General features: G+C 70.0%; 23 protein-coding genes and 1 pseudogene. 12 read left to right on the top strand and 12 right to left on the bottom strand.

Annotated elements, in window-relative coordinates:
- Window positions 1-134: 134 nt before the first annotated feature.
- A pseudogene (locus MFF40_RS29095) lies at window positions 135-608 on the top strand (PAS domain-containing protein); the annotation flags it as partial.
- Between the two features lie 123 nt (window positions 609-731).
- Complete coding sequence (locus MFF40_RS24290; RefSeq protein WP_438804102.1) at window positions 732-2,276, top strand: PAS domain-containing hybrid sensor histidine kinase/response regulator family protein; 1,545 nt, start codon at window positions 732-734, stop codon at window positions 2,274-2,276.
- Between the two features lie 10 nt (window positions 2,277-2,286).
- Here the strand turns inward: MFF40_RS24290 and MFF40_RS24295 are convergent, their stop codons facing one another.
- From MFF40_RS24295 to MFF40_RS24315, 5 genes are all read right to left on the bottom strand, one after another.
- Window positions 2,287-3,342 carry a zinc ribbon domain-containing protein gene (locus MFF40_RS24295; RefSeq protein WP_147853802.1) on the bottom strand — a complete coding sequence of 352 codons (1,056 nt, stop codon included), beginning with the start codon at window positions 3,340-3,342 and terminating at the stop codon, window positions 2,287-2,289.
- A gap of 161 nt (window positions 3,343-3,503) precedes the next feature.
- Window positions 3,504-4,817, bottom strand: coding sequence for an MFS transporter (locus MFF40_RS24300; protein ID WP_147897068.1), 1,314 nt, complete (start codon window positions 4,815-4,817; stop codon window positions 3,504-3,506).
- Between the two features lie 376 nt (window positions 4,818-5,193).
- The gene (locus MFF40_RS24305) at window positions 5,194-5,697 is read right to left on the bottom strand and encodes a Ros/MucR family transcriptional regulator (protein ID WP_147853804.1); all 504 of its coding nucleotides are present in this window, start codon (window positions 5,695-5,697) and stop codon (window positions 5,194-5,196) included.
- 348 nt (window positions 5,698-6,045) lie between these two features.
- The gene (locus MFF40_RS24310; protein WP_147853805.1) at window positions 6,046-6,342 is read right to left on the bottom strand and encodes a hypothetical protein; all 297 of its coding nucleotides are present in this window, start codon (window positions 6,340-6,342) and stop codon (window positions 6,046-6,048) included.
- A 60-nt stretch (window positions 6,343-6,402) separates the two neighbouring features.
- Window positions 6,403-6,786, bottom strand: coding sequence for a hypothetical protein (locus MFF40_RS24315; protein WP_238262559.1), 384 nt, complete (start codon window positions 6,784-6,786; stop codon window positions 6,403-6,405).
- Window positions 6,787-7,005: 219 nt separating this feature from the next.
- Between MFF40_RS24315 and MFF40_RS24320 the strand changes: the two genes are divergently transcribed.
- A complete protein-coding gene (locus tag MFF40_RS24320; RefSeq protein WP_147853806.1) occupies window positions 7,006-7,335 on the top strand; it encodes a hypothetical protein in 330 nt (109 codons plus the stop codon).
- Window positions 7,336-7,356: 21 nt separating this feature from the next.
- On the opposite strand, the gene MFF40_RS24325 is transcribed toward MFF40_RS24320, so the two are convergent.
- Window positions 7,357-7,590 (bottom strand): DUF2171 domain-containing protein, encoded by a 234-nt coding sequence (locus MFF40_RS24325; RefSeq protein ID WP_092037671.1) that lies wholly within the window; start codon window positions 7,588-7,590, stop codon window positions 7,357-7,359.
- 170 nt (window positions 7,591-7,760) lie between these two features.
- Between MFF40_RS24325 and MFF40_RS24330 the strand changes: the two genes are divergently transcribed.
- Window positions 7,761-8,003 (top strand): hypothetical protein, encoded by a 243-nt coding sequence (locus tag MFF40_RS24330; protein ID WP_187277653.1) that lies wholly within the window; start codon window positions 7,761-7,763, stop codon window positions 8,001-8,003.
- Between the two features lie 74 nt (window positions 8,004-8,077).
- Here MFF40_RS24330 and MFF40_RS24335 read toward each other — a convergent pair whose 3' ends face one another.
- Window positions 8,078-8,341, bottom strand: a complete 264-nt coding sequence (locus MFF40_RS24335) for a hypothetical protein (protein ID WP_147853807.1) — start codon at window positions 8,339-8,341, stop codon at window positions 8,078-8,080.
- A gap of 230 nt (window positions 8,342-8,571) precedes the next feature.
- On the opposite strand from MFF40_RS24335, the gene MFF40_RS24340 reads away from it, so the two are divergent.
- The gene (locus tag MFF40_RS24340; RefSeq protein ID WP_147853808.1) at window positions 8,572-8,937 is read left to right on the top strand and encodes a hypothetical protein; all 366 of its coding nucleotides are present in this window, start codon (window positions 8,572-8,574) and stop codon (window positions 8,935-8,937) included.
- Between the two features lie 364 nt (window positions 8,938-9,301).
- Window positions 9,302-9,565 carry a hypothetical protein gene (locus MFF40_RS24345; protein WP_147853809.1) on the top strand — a complete coding sequence of 88 codons (264 nt, stop codon included), beginning with the start codon at window positions 9,302-9,304 and terminating at the stop codon, window positions 9,563-9,565.
- Between the two features lie 30 nt (window positions 9,566-9,595).
- Here the strand turns inward: MFF40_RS24345 and MFF40_RS24350 are convergent, their stop codons facing one another.
- From MFF40_RS24350 to MFF40_RS24360, 3 genes are all read right to left on the bottom strand, one after another.
- Window positions 9,596-10,336: a DUF4336 domain-containing protein gene (locus MFF40_RS24350; protein WP_147853810.1), complete on the bottom strand. Its 741-nt coding sequence runs from the start codon at window positions 10,334-10,336 to the stop codon at window positions 9,596-9,598.
- Between the two features lie 104 nt (window positions 10,337-10,440).
- Complete coding sequence (locus tag MFF40_RS24355; protein ID WP_147853811.1) at window positions 10,441-11,019, bottom strand: YgjV family protein; 579 nt, start codon at window positions 11,017-11,019, stop codon at window positions 10,441-10,443.
- 45 nt (window positions 11,020-11,064) lie between these two features.
- Window positions 11,065-11,373 carry a hypothetical protein gene (locus MFF40_RS24360; protein WP_147853812.1) on the bottom strand — a complete coding sequence of 103 codons (309 nt, stop codon included), beginning with the start codon at window positions 11,371-11,373 and terminating at the stop codon, window positions 11,065-11,067.
- A gap of 180 nt (window positions 11,374-11,553) precedes the next feature.
- Between MFF40_RS24360 and MFF40_RS24365 the strand changes: the two genes are divergently transcribed.
- The gene (locus MFF40_RS24365) at window positions 11,554-12,516 is read left to right on the top strand and encodes a methyltransferase (RefSeq protein ID WP_238262560.1); all 963 of its coding nucleotides are present in this window, start codon (window positions 11,554-11,556) and stop codon (window positions 12,514-12,516) included.
- Window positions 12,513-13,472 (top strand): L-histidine N(alpha)-methyltransferase, encoded by a 960-nt coding sequence (gene egtD, locus MFF40_RS24370; RefSeq protein ID WP_147855942.1) that lies wholly within the window; start codon window positions 12,513-12,515, stop codon window positions 13,470-13,472. Before MFF40_RS24365 ends, egtD begins: the two co-directional genes overlap by 4 nt.
- Window positions 13,473-14,012: 540 nt before the next feature.
- On the opposite strand, the gene MFF40_RS24375 is transcribed toward egtD, so the two are convergent.
- Both MFF40_RS24375 and MFF40_RS24380 read right to left on the bottom strand, forming a co-directional pair.
- Window positions 14,013-14,246 (bottom strand): hypothetical protein, encoded by a 234-nt coding sequence (locus MFF40_RS24375; RefSeq protein ID WP_238262561.1) that lies wholly within the window; start codon window positions 14,244-14,246, stop codon window positions 14,013-14,015.
- 128 nt (window positions 14,247-14,374) lie between these two features.
- Window positions 14,375-15,352 (bottom strand): helix-turn-helix domain-containing protein, encoded by a 978-nt coding sequence (locus MFF40_RS24380; RefSeq protein WP_238262571.1) that lies wholly within the window; start codon window positions 15,350-15,352, stop codon window positions 14,375-14,377.
- Window positions 15,353-15,712: 360 nt separating this feature from the next.
- Here MFF40_RS24380 and MFF40_RS24385 point away from each other — a divergent pair, with 360 nt between their 5' ends.
- The 4 genes from MFF40_RS24385 to MFF40_RS24400 all read left to right on the top strand — a co-directional run bounded on the left by MFF40_RS24385 (window position 15,713) and on the right by MFF40_RS24400 (window position 19,546).
- A complete protein-coding gene (locus MFF40_RS24385) occupies window positions 15,713-16,678 on the top strand; it encodes a helix-turn-helix domain-containing protein (RefSeq protein WP_238262562.1) in 966 nt (321 codons plus the stop codon).
- Between the two features lie 146 nt (window positions 16,679-16,824).
- The gene (locus tag MFF40_RS24390) at window positions 16,825-18,891 is read left to right on the top strand and encodes an OPT family oligopeptide transporter (RefSeq protein ID WP_378996083.1); all 2,067 of its coding nucleotides are present in this window, start codon (window positions 16,825-16,827) and stop codon (window positions 18,889-18,891) included.
- Window positions 18,888-19,379 carry a DUF2243 domain-containing protein gene (locus MFF40_RS24395; RefSeq protein WP_238262564.1) on the top strand — a complete coding sequence of 164 codons (492 nt, stop codon included), beginning with the start codon at window positions 18,888-18,890 and terminating at the stop codon, window positions 19,377-19,379. Before MFF40_RS24390 ends, MFF40_RS24395 begins: the two co-directional genes overlap by 4 nt.
- Complete coding sequence (locus MFF40_RS24400) at window positions 19,376-19,546, top strand: hypothetical protein (RefSeq protein ID WP_238262572.1); 171 nt, start codon at window positions 19,376-19,378, stop codon at window positions 19,544-19,546. The genes MFF40_RS24395 and MFF40_RS24400 overlap by 4 nt, the downstream gene beginning before the upstream one ends.

Raw genomic sequence — 19,546 nt, forward strand, 5'->3', positions numbered from 1 at the left:
TCAACCTCGTCGAAGCCCGAACCGCGGGCCGCGATGCACGTGCATCAGGCCGCCAACCGGGCCTGCGCGACCGATCGCGAGCTCGGTCCGGCGGCGCGCGGGATTGCTGCAGGACCGCTCGGTTCGGGCAAGCCATGAGCGCCACGGCCGCATTTCTGCCTGGAGGCGGCGAACTGGGCGCGATCGTCCGGGCCTACGATTGGGCGACTACGCCGCTGGGCCCGATCGCCCGCTGGTCCCAGAGCCTGCGCTCCGCGGTCAGCACCGTGCTGCTGTCGCCGGTGCCGATCGTGCTGCTTTGGGGCGCGGACGGCATCATGATCTACAACGATGCCTACTCGGTCTTCGCGGGCGGGCGGCACCCGCAACTCCTCGGATCGAAGGTACGCGAGGGTTGGCCCGAGGTCGCCGACTTCAACGACAACGTGATGCGGGTGGGGCTCGCCGGCGGCACGCTGTCCTACAAGGATCAGGAACTCACCCTGCATCGCTACGGCCGGCCCGAGCAGGTCTGGATGAATCTCGACTACTCGCCGGTGCTCGACGAGGCCGGGCAGCCGGCCGGGGTGATCGCGGTCGTGGTCGAGACCACCGAGCGCGTGCTCGCGGAACAGCGGTTGACGGCGAGCCAGGCGCTGGCTCAGCTCTATGCCGACCGCATCCAGCTCGCCCTGTCGGCCGGCGCGATCATCGGCACCTGGGTGTGGGATCTGCCCGCCGATGCGTTCACCGTGGACGAGGCCTTCGCCCGCAGCTTCGGCCTCGATCCGGCCCTCGGCCGGGTCGGGCTAAGCCTGGAGCAGGTGATCGCCACGGTCCATCCCGAAGACCGGCAGGGGCTGATCGCGGCGATCAACGAGGTTATCGCCCGCGGGGGCGCTTACGCGCACCAGTACCGGGTGCGGCGCACCGACGGGAAGTACTACTGGATCGAGGCGAACGGCCGGGTCGACCGCGCGCCGGACGGGACGCCGCTCAGCTTTCCGGGGGTGCTGATCAACGTCGAGGACCGCCGGGCCGTCGAGGCCGAGCGCGACCGCGCCATCATGATGCTGCGCACCCTCACCGACACGCTGGAGCAGCGCGTCGCCGAGCGGACCAGCGAGCTGATGCGGACCGAGGACGCCCTGCGCCAGTCGCAGAAGATGGAGGCGGTCGGCCAGCTCACCGGCGGCGTCGCGCACGATTTCAACAACCTGCTGACGATCATCCGCTCGTCCGTGGACTTCCTGCGCCGGCCCGACCTGCCGGAGGCGCGCAAGGCCCGCTACCTCGATGCCGTCTCCGACACGGTGGACCGCGCCGCCAAGCTCACCGGCCAGCTCCTCGCCTTCGCGCGCCGGCAGGCGCTGAAGCCCGAGGTGTTCCATGTCGGACAGAAGGTCCGCGGGATCGCCGACATGCTCGACACCGTGATCGGCGCCCGGGTCCGGGTGATCGCCGAGGTCCCGGACGAGCCCTGCCATATCCGGGCCGACGTCAGCCAGTTCGAGACCGCGCTGGTGAACATGGCGGTCAACGCCCGGGACGCCATGAACGGGGAGGGTACGTTGACCCTGCGGCTCGCAGGCGGGCGCACCATGCCGGCGATCCACGGGCATGCCGGGGCCGACACCGCCTTCGTGGCGGTGTCGCTGACCGATACCGGCGCGGGTATCTCGGAGGCCGACCTGGGCCGTCTGTTCGAGCCGTTCTTCACCACCAAGGAGGTCGGCAAGGGCACCGGCCTCGGGCTCAGCCAGGTGTTCGGCTTCGCCAAGCAGTCCGGCGGCAACGTCGACGTCACCAGCGCGCCGGGGCAGGGGGCGACCTTCACCCTGTATCTCCCGCAGGTCGAGGTCGATCGCCGGATCGACGAGGCGGAGGGCGTCCCGGCGACGATCTCGCCGCTCGGCACCGGGCAGCGTGTCCTGGTGGTCGAGGACAATGTCGAGGTCGGCCAGTTCGCCACCCAGATCCTGCAGGATTTGGGCTACGAGACCGTCTGGGCGGCCAACGCCGAGGCGGCGCTGGAGCGGCTCGGCCGGGACGGCGGCGGGTTCGAGGTGGTGTTCTCGGACGTGGTCATGCCGGGGATGGGCGGCTTGGCGCTCGCCCAGGAGTTGGCGCGCCGCCTACCCGAGCTGCCGGTTCTGCTGACCTCTGGCTACAGCCACGTCCTGGCCCAGGAGGGGACCCACGGCTTCGAGCTGTTGCACAAGCCTTATTCCGCCGACCAGCTCGGGCGCGTTCTGAGCCAGGTGCTCGGACGGCCGGCGCCGGCTTCGGCGGAGTGACGGCTGCGCCTTACGCCGCCGGCAGAACCGCGCCGGTCCCCGCGGTGCCGCAGGCGTGGCAGAACCGCTCGAAGGTGCTCTTGCGCTGTGTGCAGGCCGGGCAATCCTCGAATAGGCCGAGCCCGCAATGGGGGCAGAAATTCGTATTCGGATCGCCGAGCGCGACCGGCCGCTCGCAGCCCGGGCAAACTTTCTTGGCAAGCCGGGCCAGCGCCTGATCGGTGGCGATCTCGGTGCGGCGCTCTTCGTTGGGCCGTGCCTCGACCAGCGCCTGACGCGCGCGGTAGGCATGAAGGGCGTTGATCGCCGCCCGTCCGCCGACCAGCGTCACGGCCACGCCGACACCGTACTGCACGTAGCCGCCATAGCTCGGCATGTACGGGACCAACTCGACGAAGAACGCGAAGGCGGCGGCGAACGCGAAGCCCCAGACGAACGGCCAGTTGCGCGTTTTCCGCCGTTTCAGCAGCAGCCATCCGGCGAGCACCAGCAGCGGCAGGGTCAGGGCGAGCCGGTAGCCGAACACCCGGAGTTCCTGGCCTCGCTCGGCCGCCTCGAGCTTCTGCTGGGCCGCCGCGCGCAGTTCGCCGTCCACCCGGCTCTGGTCCTGCTCCCGCTCGGACAGCGTGCGTTGGGTCTCGGCAAGCCCGGCCAGCCGCTCCTCGATCGTCCGCTCGGCGTCCTTGAGCGCGTCGAGCTGCCGGGTGCGCGCGACGAGTCCGGGATCCTGGTCGACGCGCTGCGTCGCGTCGCGGGTCTTCAGCCAGTTGGCGAAGGTCTCGCGGGCGCCTTCCGAGGCTGCCTGAGCTGCATCGAGGGCGAGTTGGTCCCGCTCCGTCCGGCGCCGGCTGTCGTCCATCTCCCGGCGGATCTGCTTCAGCGCGTCGGTCGATGCCCGGGCCTGGTCGGATTCGAGGAACTGCTCGAGGGTGTAGTGCTGCTCCACCTGCGGCAGGTCACCGACGATCAGGGAGCCCAGCCCGATCAGAAACCAGGCGAACAGCAGCGCGACGAGCCAGAGGGCGAAGTTGAACCAGCGCTCGGACAATCGGGAACCAGCACGCACGCCGTCGACTCCACAGATCCCGTTACCGCCCGCCGAGCACGCGTCGGACAGACGACCGGGAGCGATGCCCGACCACCTTTCGGCCTGGCATCGCTCCGGTGTCGGCAAGCTCTAGCATAGGTCGGCCTCCGCCCAACCCGGTCGGGTGACGGAGCCGGCGGTCAGCGGGCCGGCGCTGTTCGCGACGCGCCGAGCTCCGCGCGTGCCCGGCCCGGAACGAGCGACAGGCCGGCCGATATCAGGGCGAACAGGATCAGCGGCGTCAGGCTCAGGGTGAAGCTGCCGGTTGCATCCTTGATCGCGCCGATCAGGTAGGGGCCTAGGAATCCGCCGAGGTTGCCCACAGCGTTGATCGCCGCGATGCTGGCAGCCGCCGCAGCCGGCGGCAGCTCCTCGGTCGCCAGGGCCCAGAACGGCCCCTTCAGCATGTAGACGCCGACTGCCGCGACGGTCAGCGCCCCGACCAGCGGAAGGATTCCAGTCAGGACGGTCCCGCCCGCCAACCCTGCGGCCAGGACCAGGAACGGGATGGCGAGGTGCCAGCGCCGCTCGCCAACTTGGTCACTGTGCCGCCCCCACAGGATCATCGCCACTGAGGCGACGCCGTAGGGCACGCTGTTTAGCAGGCCGGTCTCGAAATTGCCGAGGCCGTAGCTCTTGACGATCTGCGGGGTCCAGAAGGTCAGGCCGTAGCTGCTGGCGGTCGAGCCGAAATAGATGGCGGCGAACAGAATCAGCCGCCGATCGCGCAGCATCGTTCCGAGCGACGGCGAGGCGGCACCGCCGCTGCGCGCGGCGTTCCGGGCGGATTCTTCCTTCAGGCGTCCCTCCAGCCAGTCCCGCTCGGCCGGCGGGAGCCATTTCGCGTGGCGCGGCCCGTCGGGCAGGAACCACAGCACGGCCCCGGCCATCAGGATTGCGGGCAGGCCTTCCAGGATGAACAGCCACTGCCAGCCGCGCAGACCCCAGCCGTTCAGGCCGAGCAGCGCCCCGGAGATCGGCGAACCCAGGAACGACGAGATCGGGATCGAGATCATGAAGATGCCGACGATCCGTGCCCGGTAGGCCGAGGGGAACCAGTATGTGAGGTACAGGATCACGCCCGGGAAGAACCCGGCCTCGGCCACGCCCAGCAGGAAGCGCAGGGCAATGAACGACCAGGGCCCCTGAACCAGCGCCATGGCCATTGAGATGACGCCCCAGGTCGCCATGATCCGGGCGATCCAGAGCCGCGCCCCGAACCGCTCGAGCATCAGGTTGCTGGGTACCTCCATCAGGAAGTAGCCAAGGAAGAAAATGCCGGCGCCCCAGCCGAACAGCGTGGCGGTCAACCCGACATCGTGGTTCATCTGGATGGCTGCGAAGCCGACGTTCACGCGGTCCAGGAAGGACACGAAGTAGGCGAGGATCAGGAACGGCACCAGCCGCCACCCGATGCGCCGCATCGCCGACTGTTCGAGTTCAGACTCGGCCATGATGATCCTCCTCGGCGGCGGCTGTCTTCGAACCGCTCACGGGTGCAGACGCAGGCTCCGGGCGCACCGGCTCGGCGCTCCGGCGTCGGAGTTTTCGACATCGAAGAGGCGGGCGGCCGCGCGTGTCCAGTCGAACGGCGCGCCCCGGTCGTCCGGGCCGGAGCAGATGATGGACGGCATCAGGCCGCCGCAACGCAGCGCGTGCGGATCATCTCGGGTTTCCTCGCGGCCCGTCGGTTCGATCGCCGATCTTGGTCAGCCGATCTAACGCGAAAGCCCGATGATCGGAAGTCGTCGCCCGATGAAGACCTCCGATTTGTCGCCGGTTTACCGGATCGCGGCCGACGCCGGGACCCCCCCCGGATCGGGTGCATCCTCAGGCCGGCTTGCGTGCGCGGGTGGGCTTTGCCGCCGGAGCCTCGACCATCTGCGCGGTCTCGGAGGCGTGCTCGGTCGGCTTGCGGCGCTTGTGGCCGAGACCCGCGGTTCGGGCGAATTCGGCGCGCATGGCCGAGTAGTTGGCGGCGGTGGCCGGGTAGTCGCGCGGCAGCCCGAAACGCTCCCGATAAGCCTCGATGGTAAGGCCATGGCCGCTCAGGTGCCGCTTCAGGGTCTTGTATGGCTTGCCGTCGATGAAACTGATCAGCGCGTCGGGGGTGATCGACTTCCGGATCTGGCCGGGCGTGATCTTCCTGGTGTCCGGCTCGACGGGCGCGCCGGCCTGACCAAGCCCCGTGAGGGCTTCATGGACACGCGACAGAAGGGTCGCCAGTTCGGGCATCGGAACGGAGTTGTTGGATACGTATGCCGACACGATGTCGGCGGTCAGAGCAATGACATCGGTCTGATCGTCTTGCGGTAACGCGGTGTCGTCTTCCATGGGCAGCTCTCGCGAGGGCAATGCGCGATGAACATCGCTGTATCTGTCGGTAGTCAAGCGCTAAATCGCGCAAAACAAATGACGCCACGGGTTATCGACTGTTGTATCGACGGAATACCAACATAGATTTGCAACGCTGTAACTGCGGGATGGCATTCCGCTGACCCAGCCCAACAGCTAGCGCATCGAGCCGACGGGCGCCCGCCGCGTGGCGGCCCGTTCGGGAAGTCTTAACGACCCTATGGTCTTTCGAAGCGTCGCTCCGGCTTCGAGGGGTACGAAGCCGAACGACAGGCGGGCCGAGCCCTGCCCTTCATGCTCGGCCCGCGCCCTTCTGCGCGGCAGCGCTCAGGCGTTGGCCGCGTGCCTAATCGGCGCTGGTTTCGATCCGCGCTTGATCGACGGCGCGGCGGCCGGGAACGTCGCGGCGGATCCGTATTCGGCACGGTAGGTCCGCTCCAGGGTCATCAGCGTACGCATCGGCGCCTCGGCCAGATCAAGCAGCCGTGCGTCTCGCCAGCGTTGCTTGGTCAGCTTCTTGCGGCTGAGCCAGCGCGGCCTCTCTTCCTCGACGAGCAGGACCAGCTTGCCCGTCCACGTTTTCCGAAACCAGAACCGCCCCGTGAGCTTGCCTGCGCCGAACATGGCAGCACCTCGCATGAGAGTCCGGAACGACAACGCCCCCGAAACTCGGCGGTTTCCCTGTCACCCGCTGGTGCGGGCCTGGAGGCGCCGGTCCACCCAGGATGCCAACCCGAGGCCCACAATGCCGCCCACCAGCGCCGCTGCCGCCTTCACGAGGAAGTCGTCAAACCGGCCGTGACGCGTACCCGTGAGGGCCTGCCCGGCTTCCAGCCCGCCGGCCAGCAGCACGGCTCCGAGCAGGATCCACGGCCAGCGCCGCGGGTAGCCCAGGGTCAGAAGAAGGCCGGCCAACGCGTAGGCGGCCGCCCGCTCGAAGCTGGGATTGGCCGTCACCACCGGACGGAGGCCGATCGGCACTAGCGTGATGGCAACGATCGCCGCCACCAGGATCCAGGCCGCGACCCGCACGAGGCCCAGGATCCGCTTCTCCACCATGCGCCGCATATTCCGTAACCCTTTGCCGAGCCTCCGGCTTACAGGGCCTCAGGGCCGGAAACTGTTGCAGTTCGGCGGCCACGACCGGGAAAGCCGATACTGCAAGTCCAGCGGACGGTACGCGCGGCGTCGGAGGCTTGGCGCCTCATCCGAGTGGGTGGCATCTGATGGCGTGGTGTTGCTTGTTCGTTCTAGGCGCCAAGCCATCGAATCAGGCATAGAGGCGTCATGCGCCCGCCCGTGCTCAGCCTCCTCGCGATGCTTGTCCTGATCGACGCGGGGTCGGCCGCCATGGCGGGGGCGCCCGATCCGCGTGTGCTCGAACGGGCGTGGCATCGCTGCCTGCGGGAATCCTACGCCCATCAGCCGCCCGGTCAGAGCCGGGCCGGGGACGAGCGCAACGCCCTCGACGAATGCAAGGTGCAGGAGGACGCGTTCGTGGCGTCGCTCATGGCAGCAGGGCCTGCGCAGGATGGCCGGGCCGGGACCGTCTGGGCCCGGACCTGGGCGGCCTTCGTGGAACCACTCACCGCCTGGATCGGCGGTCTTCGGCGTTGAGCCCGGGCCGATGCGTGCCGGTCAGGAGGTCGACCACTCGCGCTTCACCTCATCGGCCGGCCGATCGAGATGGACCTTGCCGCCCTCGACGGCCCGAACGAAGTCGAGCGGGATGTAGTGGTGGAGGCCACCCGCTGCCGCATCGCGCTTGGTCAGTTTGATCTCGCCTTTGTCGATGTGGTCGACGGTGCCGACATGGGCCCCGTCCGAGCCGACGACCTCGGCGTGTTCCTGGATCTGCGCAGCGTCGACCATCGTCGTCCTCCCTGTAAAGCCGTGAAACGATGCCCTGCTCAGAGCGGTTCCTGACTGCGCTATTCAGGCTCAGGCCGGGCTTTCGCGGAGGCCGCGTTCGGGATGCGTGCCGCAGGGTCGCACCGTGCAGACGTGACCGAACCGGCCTTCGCCTGGACCGTTGGACCGCCATGACCGATCCGACAGCCGCATCACTGGACCAAGTTGCCGACGCCCGGCGACACGAGATGGCCACCGAGCACCTTCTGTTCGGCACGATCCGCTTCCTCGCACAGCGCCACCCGGAACTGCTGGACGAGCTGGACGCGAGCCTGTCGCACCTGTGGGATCGCACAGAAGGTGAGGCGCGCGACGACGAGGCCGTGCGCAAGATCGCCAGCCGCATCATCAAGAGCCTGCGCGCAGAAAGCTAGCCGCGCCAGATCGGCCACCTGCCCGCGGCCGATCTACGCGACGATGCGTTTCGAGAGCACGTGACCGAAGGCTGTCAGCGCGTGCAGCCGATGCAGATGCCGCGGGTGATCGCATCGTTGCGCTGTTCGCCCGGGCCCCTCCGCTCGATGCTGCCCGTCTCGCTGGGACCGAGCGCACTTGGGTTGGGAACCGTCTGCCCGGTGGCCGCCGTGTGCGGGGCCTTGGCGGCGGTGGCCGGGCCGCCACCCGTCCCCGTCTGGCTGATGGATTGTGCCCAGCCTGGCTGAATGCCGAGGGCAAGAACGACGACGGTCGCGATCTTCAAAGGCGCGCGCATGACAACCTCCCTGCGCTTTCTTCTGCGTGGAACTGACGCACTTGTCGGGCGAAAGTTCCGCCATTTCGCGTCTCAGGCGCCCGACTTCAACCGTTCGGAGCGTCTGCCTCGAGGTCGTGCGTGGCCCCCCTCAGGACTTCGCCATCCGGCGTATCGGGTAAGTCCTATTGAGGGTTGCCGACCTCACAAGATTACCCGTCACTGCCACGGTCACGATCCAGGGGCTCACCATGAACCCGACCGTCAAGGCTGTGTTGCTGAACGAGCGGGCGACTGTCCTCTCCGCCATCGCGGCCCGTGAGGGGACCGTCTCCGACCTCCTCGTCCAGTTGAACGGCGTAGAGAACGATATCTGGCGGTTGCGTCACCGCCTCATCGACCTGGAAGCCTATCTGGTCGGCCAGCGGATCGACCTGCCGGCGGATCCGACCGACGCGGAAGCGGCTGCCCCATGCCTCGACGCGGTGGCGACTCCGGCATCCGGCCTGCCGGCGTGCAAGCCCCTCGACGATTTCGTGCGCCACAGGTCCGGCAAGCGGAAGGTCCTCGCCAGCGCCGCACCACGCCGCATCGAGGATGCGAGCCGCTCGGCCTGAGGCTTCCACGCGGATCGGCGCGGCTTGATCGAGGCGGAGCGGCGACAGGGTTCCCGCTGGTCACGGCCTTTTACCGGAAAGCCTGACCCGGTTCCTCGCAACCATCGTGTCGCGTCGCCGCCCGTATGGGCTATCGATCGCAATGGCGATATCCTGGTTGCCGCGGTCGCCCTGGCGATCTTCGCATGGGCCGGAGGACACGGTGTCCCGGCATGCCGAGCTACCTCGGCCCGGGGCAGGGCGTGAGCTTTGTGAAGACCCGGCTCATGGTCGTTCGGATCGCCGATGCAGCTATCGCCGGGATTGCCGAGACCCCCATCCTGGGGCCTATCTGGGCCCTACGAGGATCCGAAAGAGGTGAGGGATGGGCAACCGGGATGGTGCCGGCGCGTCGAATGCACGGATCGCAGAGGTCCAGCGCCTCGCGACCGCCCTGGCTGCCCGGGTGCGATACGCCCAGCTGGTTCAGCGGCCGATCTTCGAGGAGCAGGTTAACGCCCTGGTCGGCGCGGCGCGGCTGCTCGATGAGGAGAGGGTGCCCTGGCCGCCCATGGTGGAGGAGGTGCTGATGGAGTTGGCCAAGTCGCTGGACAGCTCCGGGGATACCGATACGCCCGCGGAGCCCTGAGGCCGAGACGGCAGGCCGACCGCTCCGCGGTCAGCCGAAATCACCGAGCCAGAGCAGCGAGCGGCGCAGGCGTGCGGTGCCGTCCTGAGCGAACCAGAGCCCGTGCGCGAAGACGACCGCTTCGGGCTTGAGGGCCACGAGATCCGCCGCGGCCCGGGCCGCGTCGCGCCGGCGCAACTTGATCACGAGGCGCAGATAGGGCGGCGGCTTCCCCTCCGGTGCGGTCATGCCGGCCAGCCGCAGCAGCGGGCGCAGGACCGCCGGCATCTTCGCCGGTTCCAGGTTCAGAACGAGGTCGGTGAGCACCAGCGTCCGGCTGCGCCCGTGGAAAAAGGCGACCTCGCGGAAGCCGAGGCCGCCCGGCACCACCTGCTGGCGCAGGTCCGCCTGCCATTCGGGCGGCGCCGCGTCCCCCAGCACGCGGTCGATCCGCAGGCCGGAGCGGCGGACCTGTCCGCGCTGGCGCAAGTTGGGCGCCGCCCAGGTCAGCGCCTCCGGACACTGGTTCTGCCAGTCCTTCAGGAAGGTCCAGTGCGCGATGTTCGGTGCGACGAGGTGGCGGATCGGCCCCACTGCCTCGATCGCCCGATGCAGCGCCGCGTCGTAGCGGGTCGGCGAGTGCAGCCACAGGCTGCCGTCGCCGAGCCGGACCACCGTCATCCGCACCGGCAGCGGGAGTCCCAGGACCCGCAAGGGCCCGCTGTCGACGATCCAGACGCCCTCGGCGACCGGCTTGAGCACGTCGAGGGGTGGATAGGTTGCTTCAGGCAAGGCCCGGTTCTCTCGGCTGCCTCCGGCTGTGCGGCCGGAAAGGGAGGCAACCGCCGCGGCGCATCGGGTTTCCCGGATGGATCGCCGCAGCCCGATATCTCAGGTCAGGCCTGGAGATAGGTGGGCGCCGCGATGGGCCGGGCCGGGAGGGCGCGCCACAGGGCGATGCCGAGGCCCAGGAGGGTCAGGAGATCGCAGGTCAGCCCGAACACGGAGCCGACGAGGAGGTTGTGGCCGGCCCAGCACAGGGACGCGCCCAGGAACAGCAGGCGCATCGTCTGGGGCGCGGCTTGCAGGCGCGCGGCCGTCGCCAGCAGGGTGCCGACCGCCGCGCAGGCGGAGGGCGTCCCGTTCCAGGTGGTGATCGTCAGCCAGGCCGCCAGCAGGGTGGTGGCGGCGAACAGGGGGTGGACCCAGCCGGTCCGGCTCGGTGCGCCGAGGCAGGTCAGGGAGACCAGGCTCTGCACCACCGCGATGGCGCACATCGCGGCGCCGGTGAGCGCGCCGAGCGTCAGGTAGTGGGCGCCGAAGCAGGCGGCGCAGGCCGCCGATCCGGCAAGCATCCATGGACGGCGCGGCATCAGGCCGGCAAGGAATCCCAGGGTCAGGCCCAGGGATCCGAAGATGTCGAGATGGGTCCCGGCAAGGTCATACCAGGCGAATACGGTGTCGGCGGCAATCATCGGTCGCGCTCAGCCGGCGCGGATGCGCCGTTTCCGCCGAATGCGCTAGATTCGCATGGTAATCAGATGGTTAACGAGAAATCGCCCGATGATCACGACCCTGCGAGGGTGGCGAAACAGCCGCAGGGGCCGCTCGCCATGATCGACCAGAGACATCAAGTATTGGTGACTCAATAACCAAAGAATAACATAGGTTATTGCCGAGATGTCCTGGGATAAATCCGGGAACAACGCCGGATGACGCCGGTTGCCGGGGTATTCATCCGGATGCGACCGGTGCCGATCCAGGCCGCGGGGCGTCCGCCCCTGCCGTCCTGCGGCGACCCGACCCGACGTGCCGATGCAGCTTTCCATCCCGGATATCCGTCGCCCGATCGCCGTCCCGGCCCGGCACCGCGCGCCCGGCGGGGCCGGTCCCTTCGCGGTCCCGGCCCGCGCGCACCGCCGGACGATGCGAAGGGCCGACGAAGTCTGGGGCCACCGCCCGCCCGAGTCCCGCCAGACTTCGCGTCGTCGACAGGCGGGGTCCGGCCGATGACGCGATCCGCGGCGTTTCCCGAAAACCAGGACGCCCTGCTGGCCCTGGGCCGCACCCTGCGCGACAGCGGCTACACCTTTACGACGGTGACCCCCGCCACCCATGCAATCGTCAACGCACGGTCGTGCAACGCCGAAGCGCGCAACCTGCGCGACGTGATCGGCTGGAGCCGGCCGTTCCGGGCCGAGATTCTGCCCGGAGAGGTCTTGAGCCGGCTTCGGGACGCCGGGGCCGTGGTCGAGGACGGCGCGCTGTTGCGCCCGACCGTCCGGTTCTCCAGCCTCGACGGCGAATTGCTCGCGCATTCTTCCTATCCGCCGACCGCCACCGATGCGGTGTTCTTCGGGCCGGACACGATGCGCTTCGTCGCGGCGGTGGTGGCCCATCTGGAGGCGCGGCCGAGTCCGGTGCGCCGGGCGGTCGATCTCGGCTGCGGTTCCGGGGCTGCCGGGATCTGCATCGCCAAGCGGTCGCCCGGGGCCGAGGTGGTGCTGGTGGACATCAACCCCGCCGCGCTGCGGGCGGCCCGGGTCAACGCCCGGCTGGCCGGGACCGACGGCGTCGACGTCCGGCACGGCGACATGCTGCGCGACGTCGAGGGGACGTTCGACCTGATCGTCTCGAACCCGCCCTTCATGATCGATCCGGCGGCCCGGGCCTACCGGCACGGCGGCGGTCCGCTCGGGGCCGGCCTGCCGCTGGCGGTGGTCGAGCAGGCGATCGCGCGGTTGGCGCCCGGGGGCAGCCTGGTGCTGTTCACCGGGGCGGCGATCGTCGCGGGGGCGGACCCGTTCCGGGACGCGGTGGCCGAGGCCTGCGGCCGCGCCGGCCTGGACTGGACCTACCGCGAGTTCGATCCGGACGCGTACGGCGAGGAGCTGGCCAAACCGGAATACGCCGCCGTCGAGCGCCTCGCTTTGGTGGTGCTCACGGTGAACCGGCCAGGGACCCGGCCATGAGCGAGGCCGACGGCGGGCGCGATGAGGTCCTGAACGACGAGTTCCTGAACGATGTCCTGGCCGGCCTCACGGCCGATGCGAAGACCCTGCCGGGCAAGTATCTCTGGGACGAGACCGGCTCGGACCTGTTCGATCGGATCTGCCACAGCCCCGATTACTACCCGACCCGCCAGGAGATGGCGTTGCTGCCCCGGGTCGCGGCCGAGCTGGCGGGCACGGTCGCGCCGGGCGTGACCGTGGTGGAGTTCGGCAGCGGCGCCAGCCGCAAGATCCGCACCCTGCTCGACGCCCTGACCCGGCCGGCCGCCTACGTGGCGATCGACATCTCCGGCGAGTACCTGGAGGGCGCGATCCGGCGCCTGGCCGCGGATTACCCCGACATCGCCATGGTGCCGGTCTGCGCCGACTACGCCAAGCCGGTGCCGCTCCCCGTGGCGGCGGGGCCGGGCGGCATCCTGGGCTTCTACCCGGGCACCAGCATCGGCAACTTCGCGCCCCCGGAGGCCGGCCTGTTCCTGGAGCGGGCGCGCACGACCCTGGGGCCCAGCCTGTTCCTGGTCGGCGCCGACGCCACGGTCGAGCCCGAGCGCCTCCAGCGGGCCTATGCCGGCGCGGACGGGCTGATGGCGGCGTTCCACCGGAACATCCTGGTCCGGCTCAACCGCGAGCTCGGGGCCGACTTCGACCTGCACAACTTCCGGCACGGGATCACGCTGTGCCCCGATCCGCTGCGGGTCGAGGCGCATCTCGAGGCGCTCCGTCCGGCGACCTATCACCTCGGCGGGCGGGCGATCGCCTTCGCCGCGGGCGAGCGCATCCGCACCGACACCTCCCACAAGTACACGTCGGCGGCGTTCCAGGCGCTGGCCCGCCGGAGCGGCTGGCAGCCGCGCGGCCTGTGGCAGGCGGAGGACGGGCGCTTCAACCTGCACCTGCTGGAGCATGCCGGCGGGTGAACGCCCGTCGAGGCCGGGCGCGTCGTCCGGCGTGGGGTATGGTGCTCACACGGCGCTGTCGGAGGCGCGCAACGGCCGGGGCCGGGCGCGTCTCGCCCCCCTCTGCGGGCTACCGGATTCACACGTCGGCTTGCGAAAGCCGCGACGCGCCCCCTCTCCCGTGCGGGAGAGGGTTGGGGCGAGGGGGCAGGTCTCTCCGGACAGGTCGCACCCCTCACCCTCTCCCTCTCCCGCACGGGAGAGGGGACCGGCGCCGGATCCTGCGACCGCGTTGCCCAGCCCGATCCGTGAATCCGGTAGCGCGCGGGGGGGGAGGGAGCCGCACCTGGGTCCGGCCGTCGCGTCCATCCCGCCAATGAGGAGAGGGCCCGTGTCTGTGCCGAGCCGGCGTGTCGTCCAGCCGCGGACGATCGGGTTGCGACATGGGAATCCGTCGGCCCCTCGGGCGAAGCCCCGTCGAGCCCAGCCACGGGGCGGATCGGAGCGGCCCCGGACCGGAGGCCCGCCGCGTAAAAGACCCTCGCCCTCAGGCGCACACGCTCACGCGGTCTGGAACGGCCGGTGCTTGTCGTCGGCGGTGTCGGTGGCCGCGCCCTTCGGCACGGTGTCGGTCTCGACCATGCTGCGCTGGTCGCGCGGCGGCGGCGGGAAATCCGTCAGCGGGCGCCAGGGCGAGGCCGGCACGCCCATCCGCACGGCGTTGGCCGAGCGGAACAGCCAGGCCCCCACCAGCATCCAGGGCACGACGAAGAAAACGAAAGCAGTGAGTCCCACGACGATCCTCCCGGGCTGTAAGCCGTTTGACCGCGCCGCCGAAGTGGATACCGGTTCGGCGTCAGCGAGCGCGTCGAATCAACGCCCTCATACAAACGCGTGACCGGCCGCCATCGATCCGGGGGGCTTCACGCCTCGTTGGAACCCGCCGGGGCACCCAGGAGGGCCCCGTGGCGATAGGCGCTGGGCGCCATGCCGTGGCGCTCCTTGAAGCGGCGGGAGAAATGGGCCTGGCTGGCGAAGCCGCAGCCGAACGCCAGGGTGCCGATCGGGAGATGCGCGCAGCCCGGATCGGCCAGCCGTCTGGTCGCGGCCTCCAGCCGGCGCTGCCAGATCCAGTCCGAGATGTGCTGGCCGCGCTCGTGGAACAGCTCCTGCAGCCGGCGCAGCGAGACGCCGACCGCGGCCGCGAGCTGCGGCGGGTCGAGGGTCGTGTCGCCGAGATGGGCTTCGACATAGGCCTTGGCGCGCTGGACCACGACGGTGCCGTGCAGCGGCCGCGGGACCTCGCGCGCCAGGCGCTCCGCGATGCTCGCCACCACGAGGTCCACGGCGACCGATCCCATGCGGGACGCCGCATCGGGCGTGAGCTGGGGCCCCACGCGGATCAGTTCCTGGACGAAGGTCAACGCCAGCGACGTGGACGCCAGCTCCGCCCCGACCGTCAGGGCCGTGTAGAGCTGCGTCGATCCGAGGGCGCTGGCCAGGCGCTCCCGGGGGACTTCCAGGAGCAGGGATCGGCTCCCCGCACTCGACGTGTGGACGGCCGGCCGTTGATCGAGGAGGACCAGGTCGCCGGCGCCCACCACGGCATCCCGGCCATCCTGAAGGGTGCTCGAGGTGCCCGCGAGGTTGAAGATCACGGCGACCCCGGCGTCGCGATCCTGACGCCGCATCAGGTCGCTGGTCGTCTCGTTGCGGACGGCACCCTGGGTCACCCGCGTCAGGTCGAGGGACCCGACCCGGGCGACCTCGAGCTTGGCCGCGAAGGGGCCATCGTCGAGGCGGGTATGATCGACCTTCGCACCGAAACCGATCAAGGCGTCTTGCCAGAGCCGGAAACTGTCGCGCGGATGCAATCCTTCCGTCGAGAACAGTGTCTGCATGGAATCCACGGCGGCCCTTCTTCGGTGTCGCGACCGAAAAGTCCGGTACCGTACACAACCAGGGTTTTCAAACACGACGCGAAATTAACCTAGGGATGTAAGTATTCGTCCTGGGGGTCGCGGCGGGGCGCCTTGCGATCGTTCAGGTATGGTCGCGGGCGCAAGCCGTCGACGCGTGGGGACGGAACACGGAACCGTGACCCGATTGCTCGTCGGGGTGCCAGCGCTTGTGACCGATTTGCAAGACGGTTACGGACGGCCATCGGAAGAAGAAAAACAAACATACGATAGTTTATAAATCGAGCGATCCTGCGATGACGGCTGAAAATCTCAGGTTTCGAGCATTTCGGCCGAGGGTGCGTGCAGACAGTCCTTTCAACACGTGAAATCAAAGAGGGCGCGCGGTTCAAGCTGTGGCGTGAAGTCATCTTCGACCGCATGGGGCCGATTGAGCTGAGTCAAACCTGTGATCGACCTTTCGAAGGACTGATACAGGCGGCCGATGTCGGTAGCTTGCGGATCACCCGCATTCGCGAAAGCAACGTGCGGTCGGAGATCACGCCGCAGACCCTGCGTCGGCGGGAGCGGACCGGGGCGGTCTTCGCGCTGATCCAGCTCGAAGGCCGCTCGATCAACGTCCAGGACGGCCGGGAGGCCATCCAGGGAGCCGGCGAGATCGTGCTGCTGGCCGACCGCCCGAACGTGCACGTCTCGGGGGCCGGCGACCAGTCCCTCGTGCTCGAGATCCCGGTCGCGCCCCTGACGCACATGCTGGGGCCGACCCGGCACTTCACCGCCCTGACGTTCGGGGGCGACGACGGCACCGGCGTGCTGGTGAAGGCGTTCTTCAGCGATCTCGTCCGGGTCCACGCGGACCTCGACGCCGTCACGGCCGAACGCATGGCCGGCGTCGGCATCGACCTGATCGTGGCGAGCCTCGCCGAGCGCCTGGCCAGGGCGGTGCCGCGACCGCTCCACGGCAGCGTCGTGGTCCAGCGCGCCAAGGCCCATGTCGAGGCCAACCTGGGCGACACGACCCTCGATCCGCCCCGGCTCGCGGCCGCCGTCGGGGTTTCCCTGCGCCGGCTGCAGGAGCTGTTCCAGGAGCGCGGCCAGCACATCTCCGATTGGATCTGGCAGCGCCGGCTGGACGCCGCGGCCGACCGCCTTGCGGATCCGGGCTGCGCCCACATCGCCATCGGCAACCTCGCGTATGGCAGCGGCTTCACCAACCAGGCCCACTTCGCCCGCCGCTTCAAGGCGCGCTACGGCCTGAGCCCCAGCGCGTACCGGGCCGTTTCCGCGAAGCCGCCCCCGGGCCGGTGATCTGACGTGCTCCCGCCGGCCCGGGCCGTGGCGCGGCCTCGCGCCTGCGCGACGGGCTCAGCTGCCGCCCCCGACCCGTCGCAACGCCGCAGGCGGGATAGCTTTCGGGACTGCGGTGGTTTGCGGGACGACAGCATGGGGGCAGGATGGACGCCACCAGTCCTAGAATGGCGCCCGAGACCGCGCCGAAAGGCCCGACCGCGCCGAGAACCTCGACCCCGCAGGCGCATCCGGCGGAGCTGACCCTGCGCGGCATCGCGCTCGGGACCGTCATCACGGTCGTCTTCATGGCGGCTAACCTCTACATGGGGTTGAAGACCGGGATGACGTTCTCGTCCTCGATCCCGGCCGCGATGCTGTCGATGGGCGCGTTCCGGCTGATGGGCGGCGCCGGCATCCTCGAGAACAACATCGTCCAGACCCAGGCCTCGGCGGCCGGCACCCTGTGCAACGTCATCCTGGTCCTGCCGGGCCTGGTGCTGATCGGGCACTGGCACGGCTTCCCGTTCTGGCAGACCACGGCGGTCTGCGCCCTGGGCGGCCTGCTCGGCGTGGCGTTCTCGATCCCGTTGCGGCGGGCGCTGGTCTCGGGCAGCGACCTGCCCTACCCGGAGGGCATCGCCGCCGCCGAGGTCCTCAAGACCGGCCACGAGGAGGAGGGCGGCCACGGCCTGCGCGACCTGCTCGCCGCCGCCGGGGCGGCCGGAATCGTCGGGCTCGCCACCACGGGGCTGAAGCTCCTGGGCGAGGGGCTCTCCGGCGCGATCAGCCTCGGGGGCGCCGCCTTCCGCACCGGGACCGGGTTCTCCCTGGCGCTGGTCGGCGTCGGCTACCTCGTGGGCATCGGGGCGTGCCTGGCGCTGCTGACCGGCGTGCTGATCGCCTGGGGCATCGCGGTCCCGATCCTCACCGCGCTCGCGCCCGATCCGGGCAAGACCGCCGGGCAGGCCGCCGAGGCGGTCTGGTCCGAGCAGGTGCGCCTGATGGGGGCCGGGATCATCGCGGTGGGCGGCCTGTGGACGGTGGCCTCGCTCGCCCGCCCGATCGCGGCCAGCATCCGCACGGCCCTGTCGTCGGCCGGCGGCGGCCTCGGCGCGGACCACCCGCGCGCGGAGCGCGACCTGCCGATCACCTGGGTCGCGGGCGGGGCGCTGGCCCTGTGCGTGCCGCTGGCGCTGCTGTTTGCCGACTTCGCCCGCCCGGCCAGGCTCGGCGGCACGCTGATCGTCTTCGCGGTGGCGGCGACGCTGTTCATGGTGCTGTTCGGCTTCCTGATGGCCGCCGCCTGCGGCTACCTCGCGGGCCTGCTCGGCTCCTCGTCGAGCCCGATCTCCGGGATCGGGATCCTCACCACCATGGCGACCGCGCTGCTGCTGCCGGTGCTGCTGGGCCACGCCGCCGGCCCCGAGGGCGACCGGTTCGTCACCGGCATGGCGCTGCTGCTCACCGCCGTCATCGTCACCACCGCGTCGATCGCCAACGACAACCTGCAGGACCTCAAGACCGGGCAGGTGGTGGGCGCCACCCCCTGGCACCAGCAGGTCGCGCTGATCATCGGCGTCGGGGTCGGCGCCCTGGTGATCGCGCCGCTCCTGTCGCTGCTCTACCAGGCCTACGGCTTCGTCGGCGCGCCGTCCCGCGAGGGGCTCGACCCGGCGAGCGCCCTGGCGGCGCCCCAGGCCGCCCTGATGACCCAGATCGCCAAGGGGATCACGCACGGCGCGCTGCCCTGGACCATGGTGCTGATCGGCGCCGGGCTCGGCATCGTGCTGGTGGCGGCCGAGGCGTGGCTGAAGCGCCGCGGCCTCACCTTCCCGGCGCTCACCGTGGGGATCGGCATGTACCTGCCGCTCTCCGTCGAGGTGACGATCGCCGTCGGCGGCATCCTGGGCTGGCTCGCCGAGCGCCGCCTGCGCCGCCGGGTCCGGGGCGACCGGCGGGACGGGGTGCTCGCCGCCGCCCGCCGCCGGGGCGTGCTCCTGGCCTCGGGGTTTTTGGTCGGGGAGAGCGTCGTCGGCGTGCTGCTGGCCGGCGCCGACCTCATGGCCGGGCACAGCGGAGCGCTCGCCATCGCCGGGCCGGGTTTTGCGTCCACGGCGACCTGGCTCGGGCTGGCGGTGTTTCTGGCGGGGCTGGGACTCTATTTCCGGCTGGTGTCCGCGGTGGATGAAGACACGCCCGGGACCGCCTCCCGCTCGTCGGTCGCGTCATGACGGCGGCCGCACCCGAAACCCGCGCCTTCCCGCTCGGCGCCGGGATCCTGTTCGGGCTGGGGCTCGGCGGGTTCTTCGACGGGATCGTGCTGCACCAGATCCTGCAATGGCACCACATGGTGAGCAGCTGGTACCCGATCGATTCGATCCCCAACCTCGAGCTCAACACCCGCTGGGACGGGATCTTCCACAGCGCCACCTACGTGTTCGTGGTGCTCGGGCTGTTCATCCTGTGGCGCGCCGCGCATCGCGGGCACCTGTCCTGGTCGAACAAGCTGCTGGCCGGATCGCTCCTTGTCGGCTGGGGCCTGTTCAACACGGTCGAGGGCGTGATCGACCACCAGATCCTCGGCGTCCACCACGTCAACGAGACGATGCCCCGGGACCAGTGGATCTTCTGGGATGTCGGGTTCCTGCTCTGGGGCGTCGCCATGCTGGTCGCCGGCGGGCTGCTGGTGCGGGCGGGGCGCCGGGAGGGGGCGGCGTGAGGTTTCGGCGAAGTGCTCTGACGACCCTGGCCCTGCCGACCCTGGTTCCCTGGGCCGTCCTCGGGGCCGCCCTGGTCCTGGCGACGATGCCGGCCTGGCGGCCCCTGGTCTTCGGCACCGCGCTCACCCTCGACGACCTCTTGAGCCTGCGCTGCCTGTCCGGCTGA

This window comes from Methylobacterium mesophilicum (assembly GCF_022179445.1).
GTDB classification, from domain to species: Bacteria; Pseudomonadota; Alphaproteobacteria; order Rhizobiales; family Beijerinckiaceae; genus Methylobacterium; species Methylobacterium mesophilicum.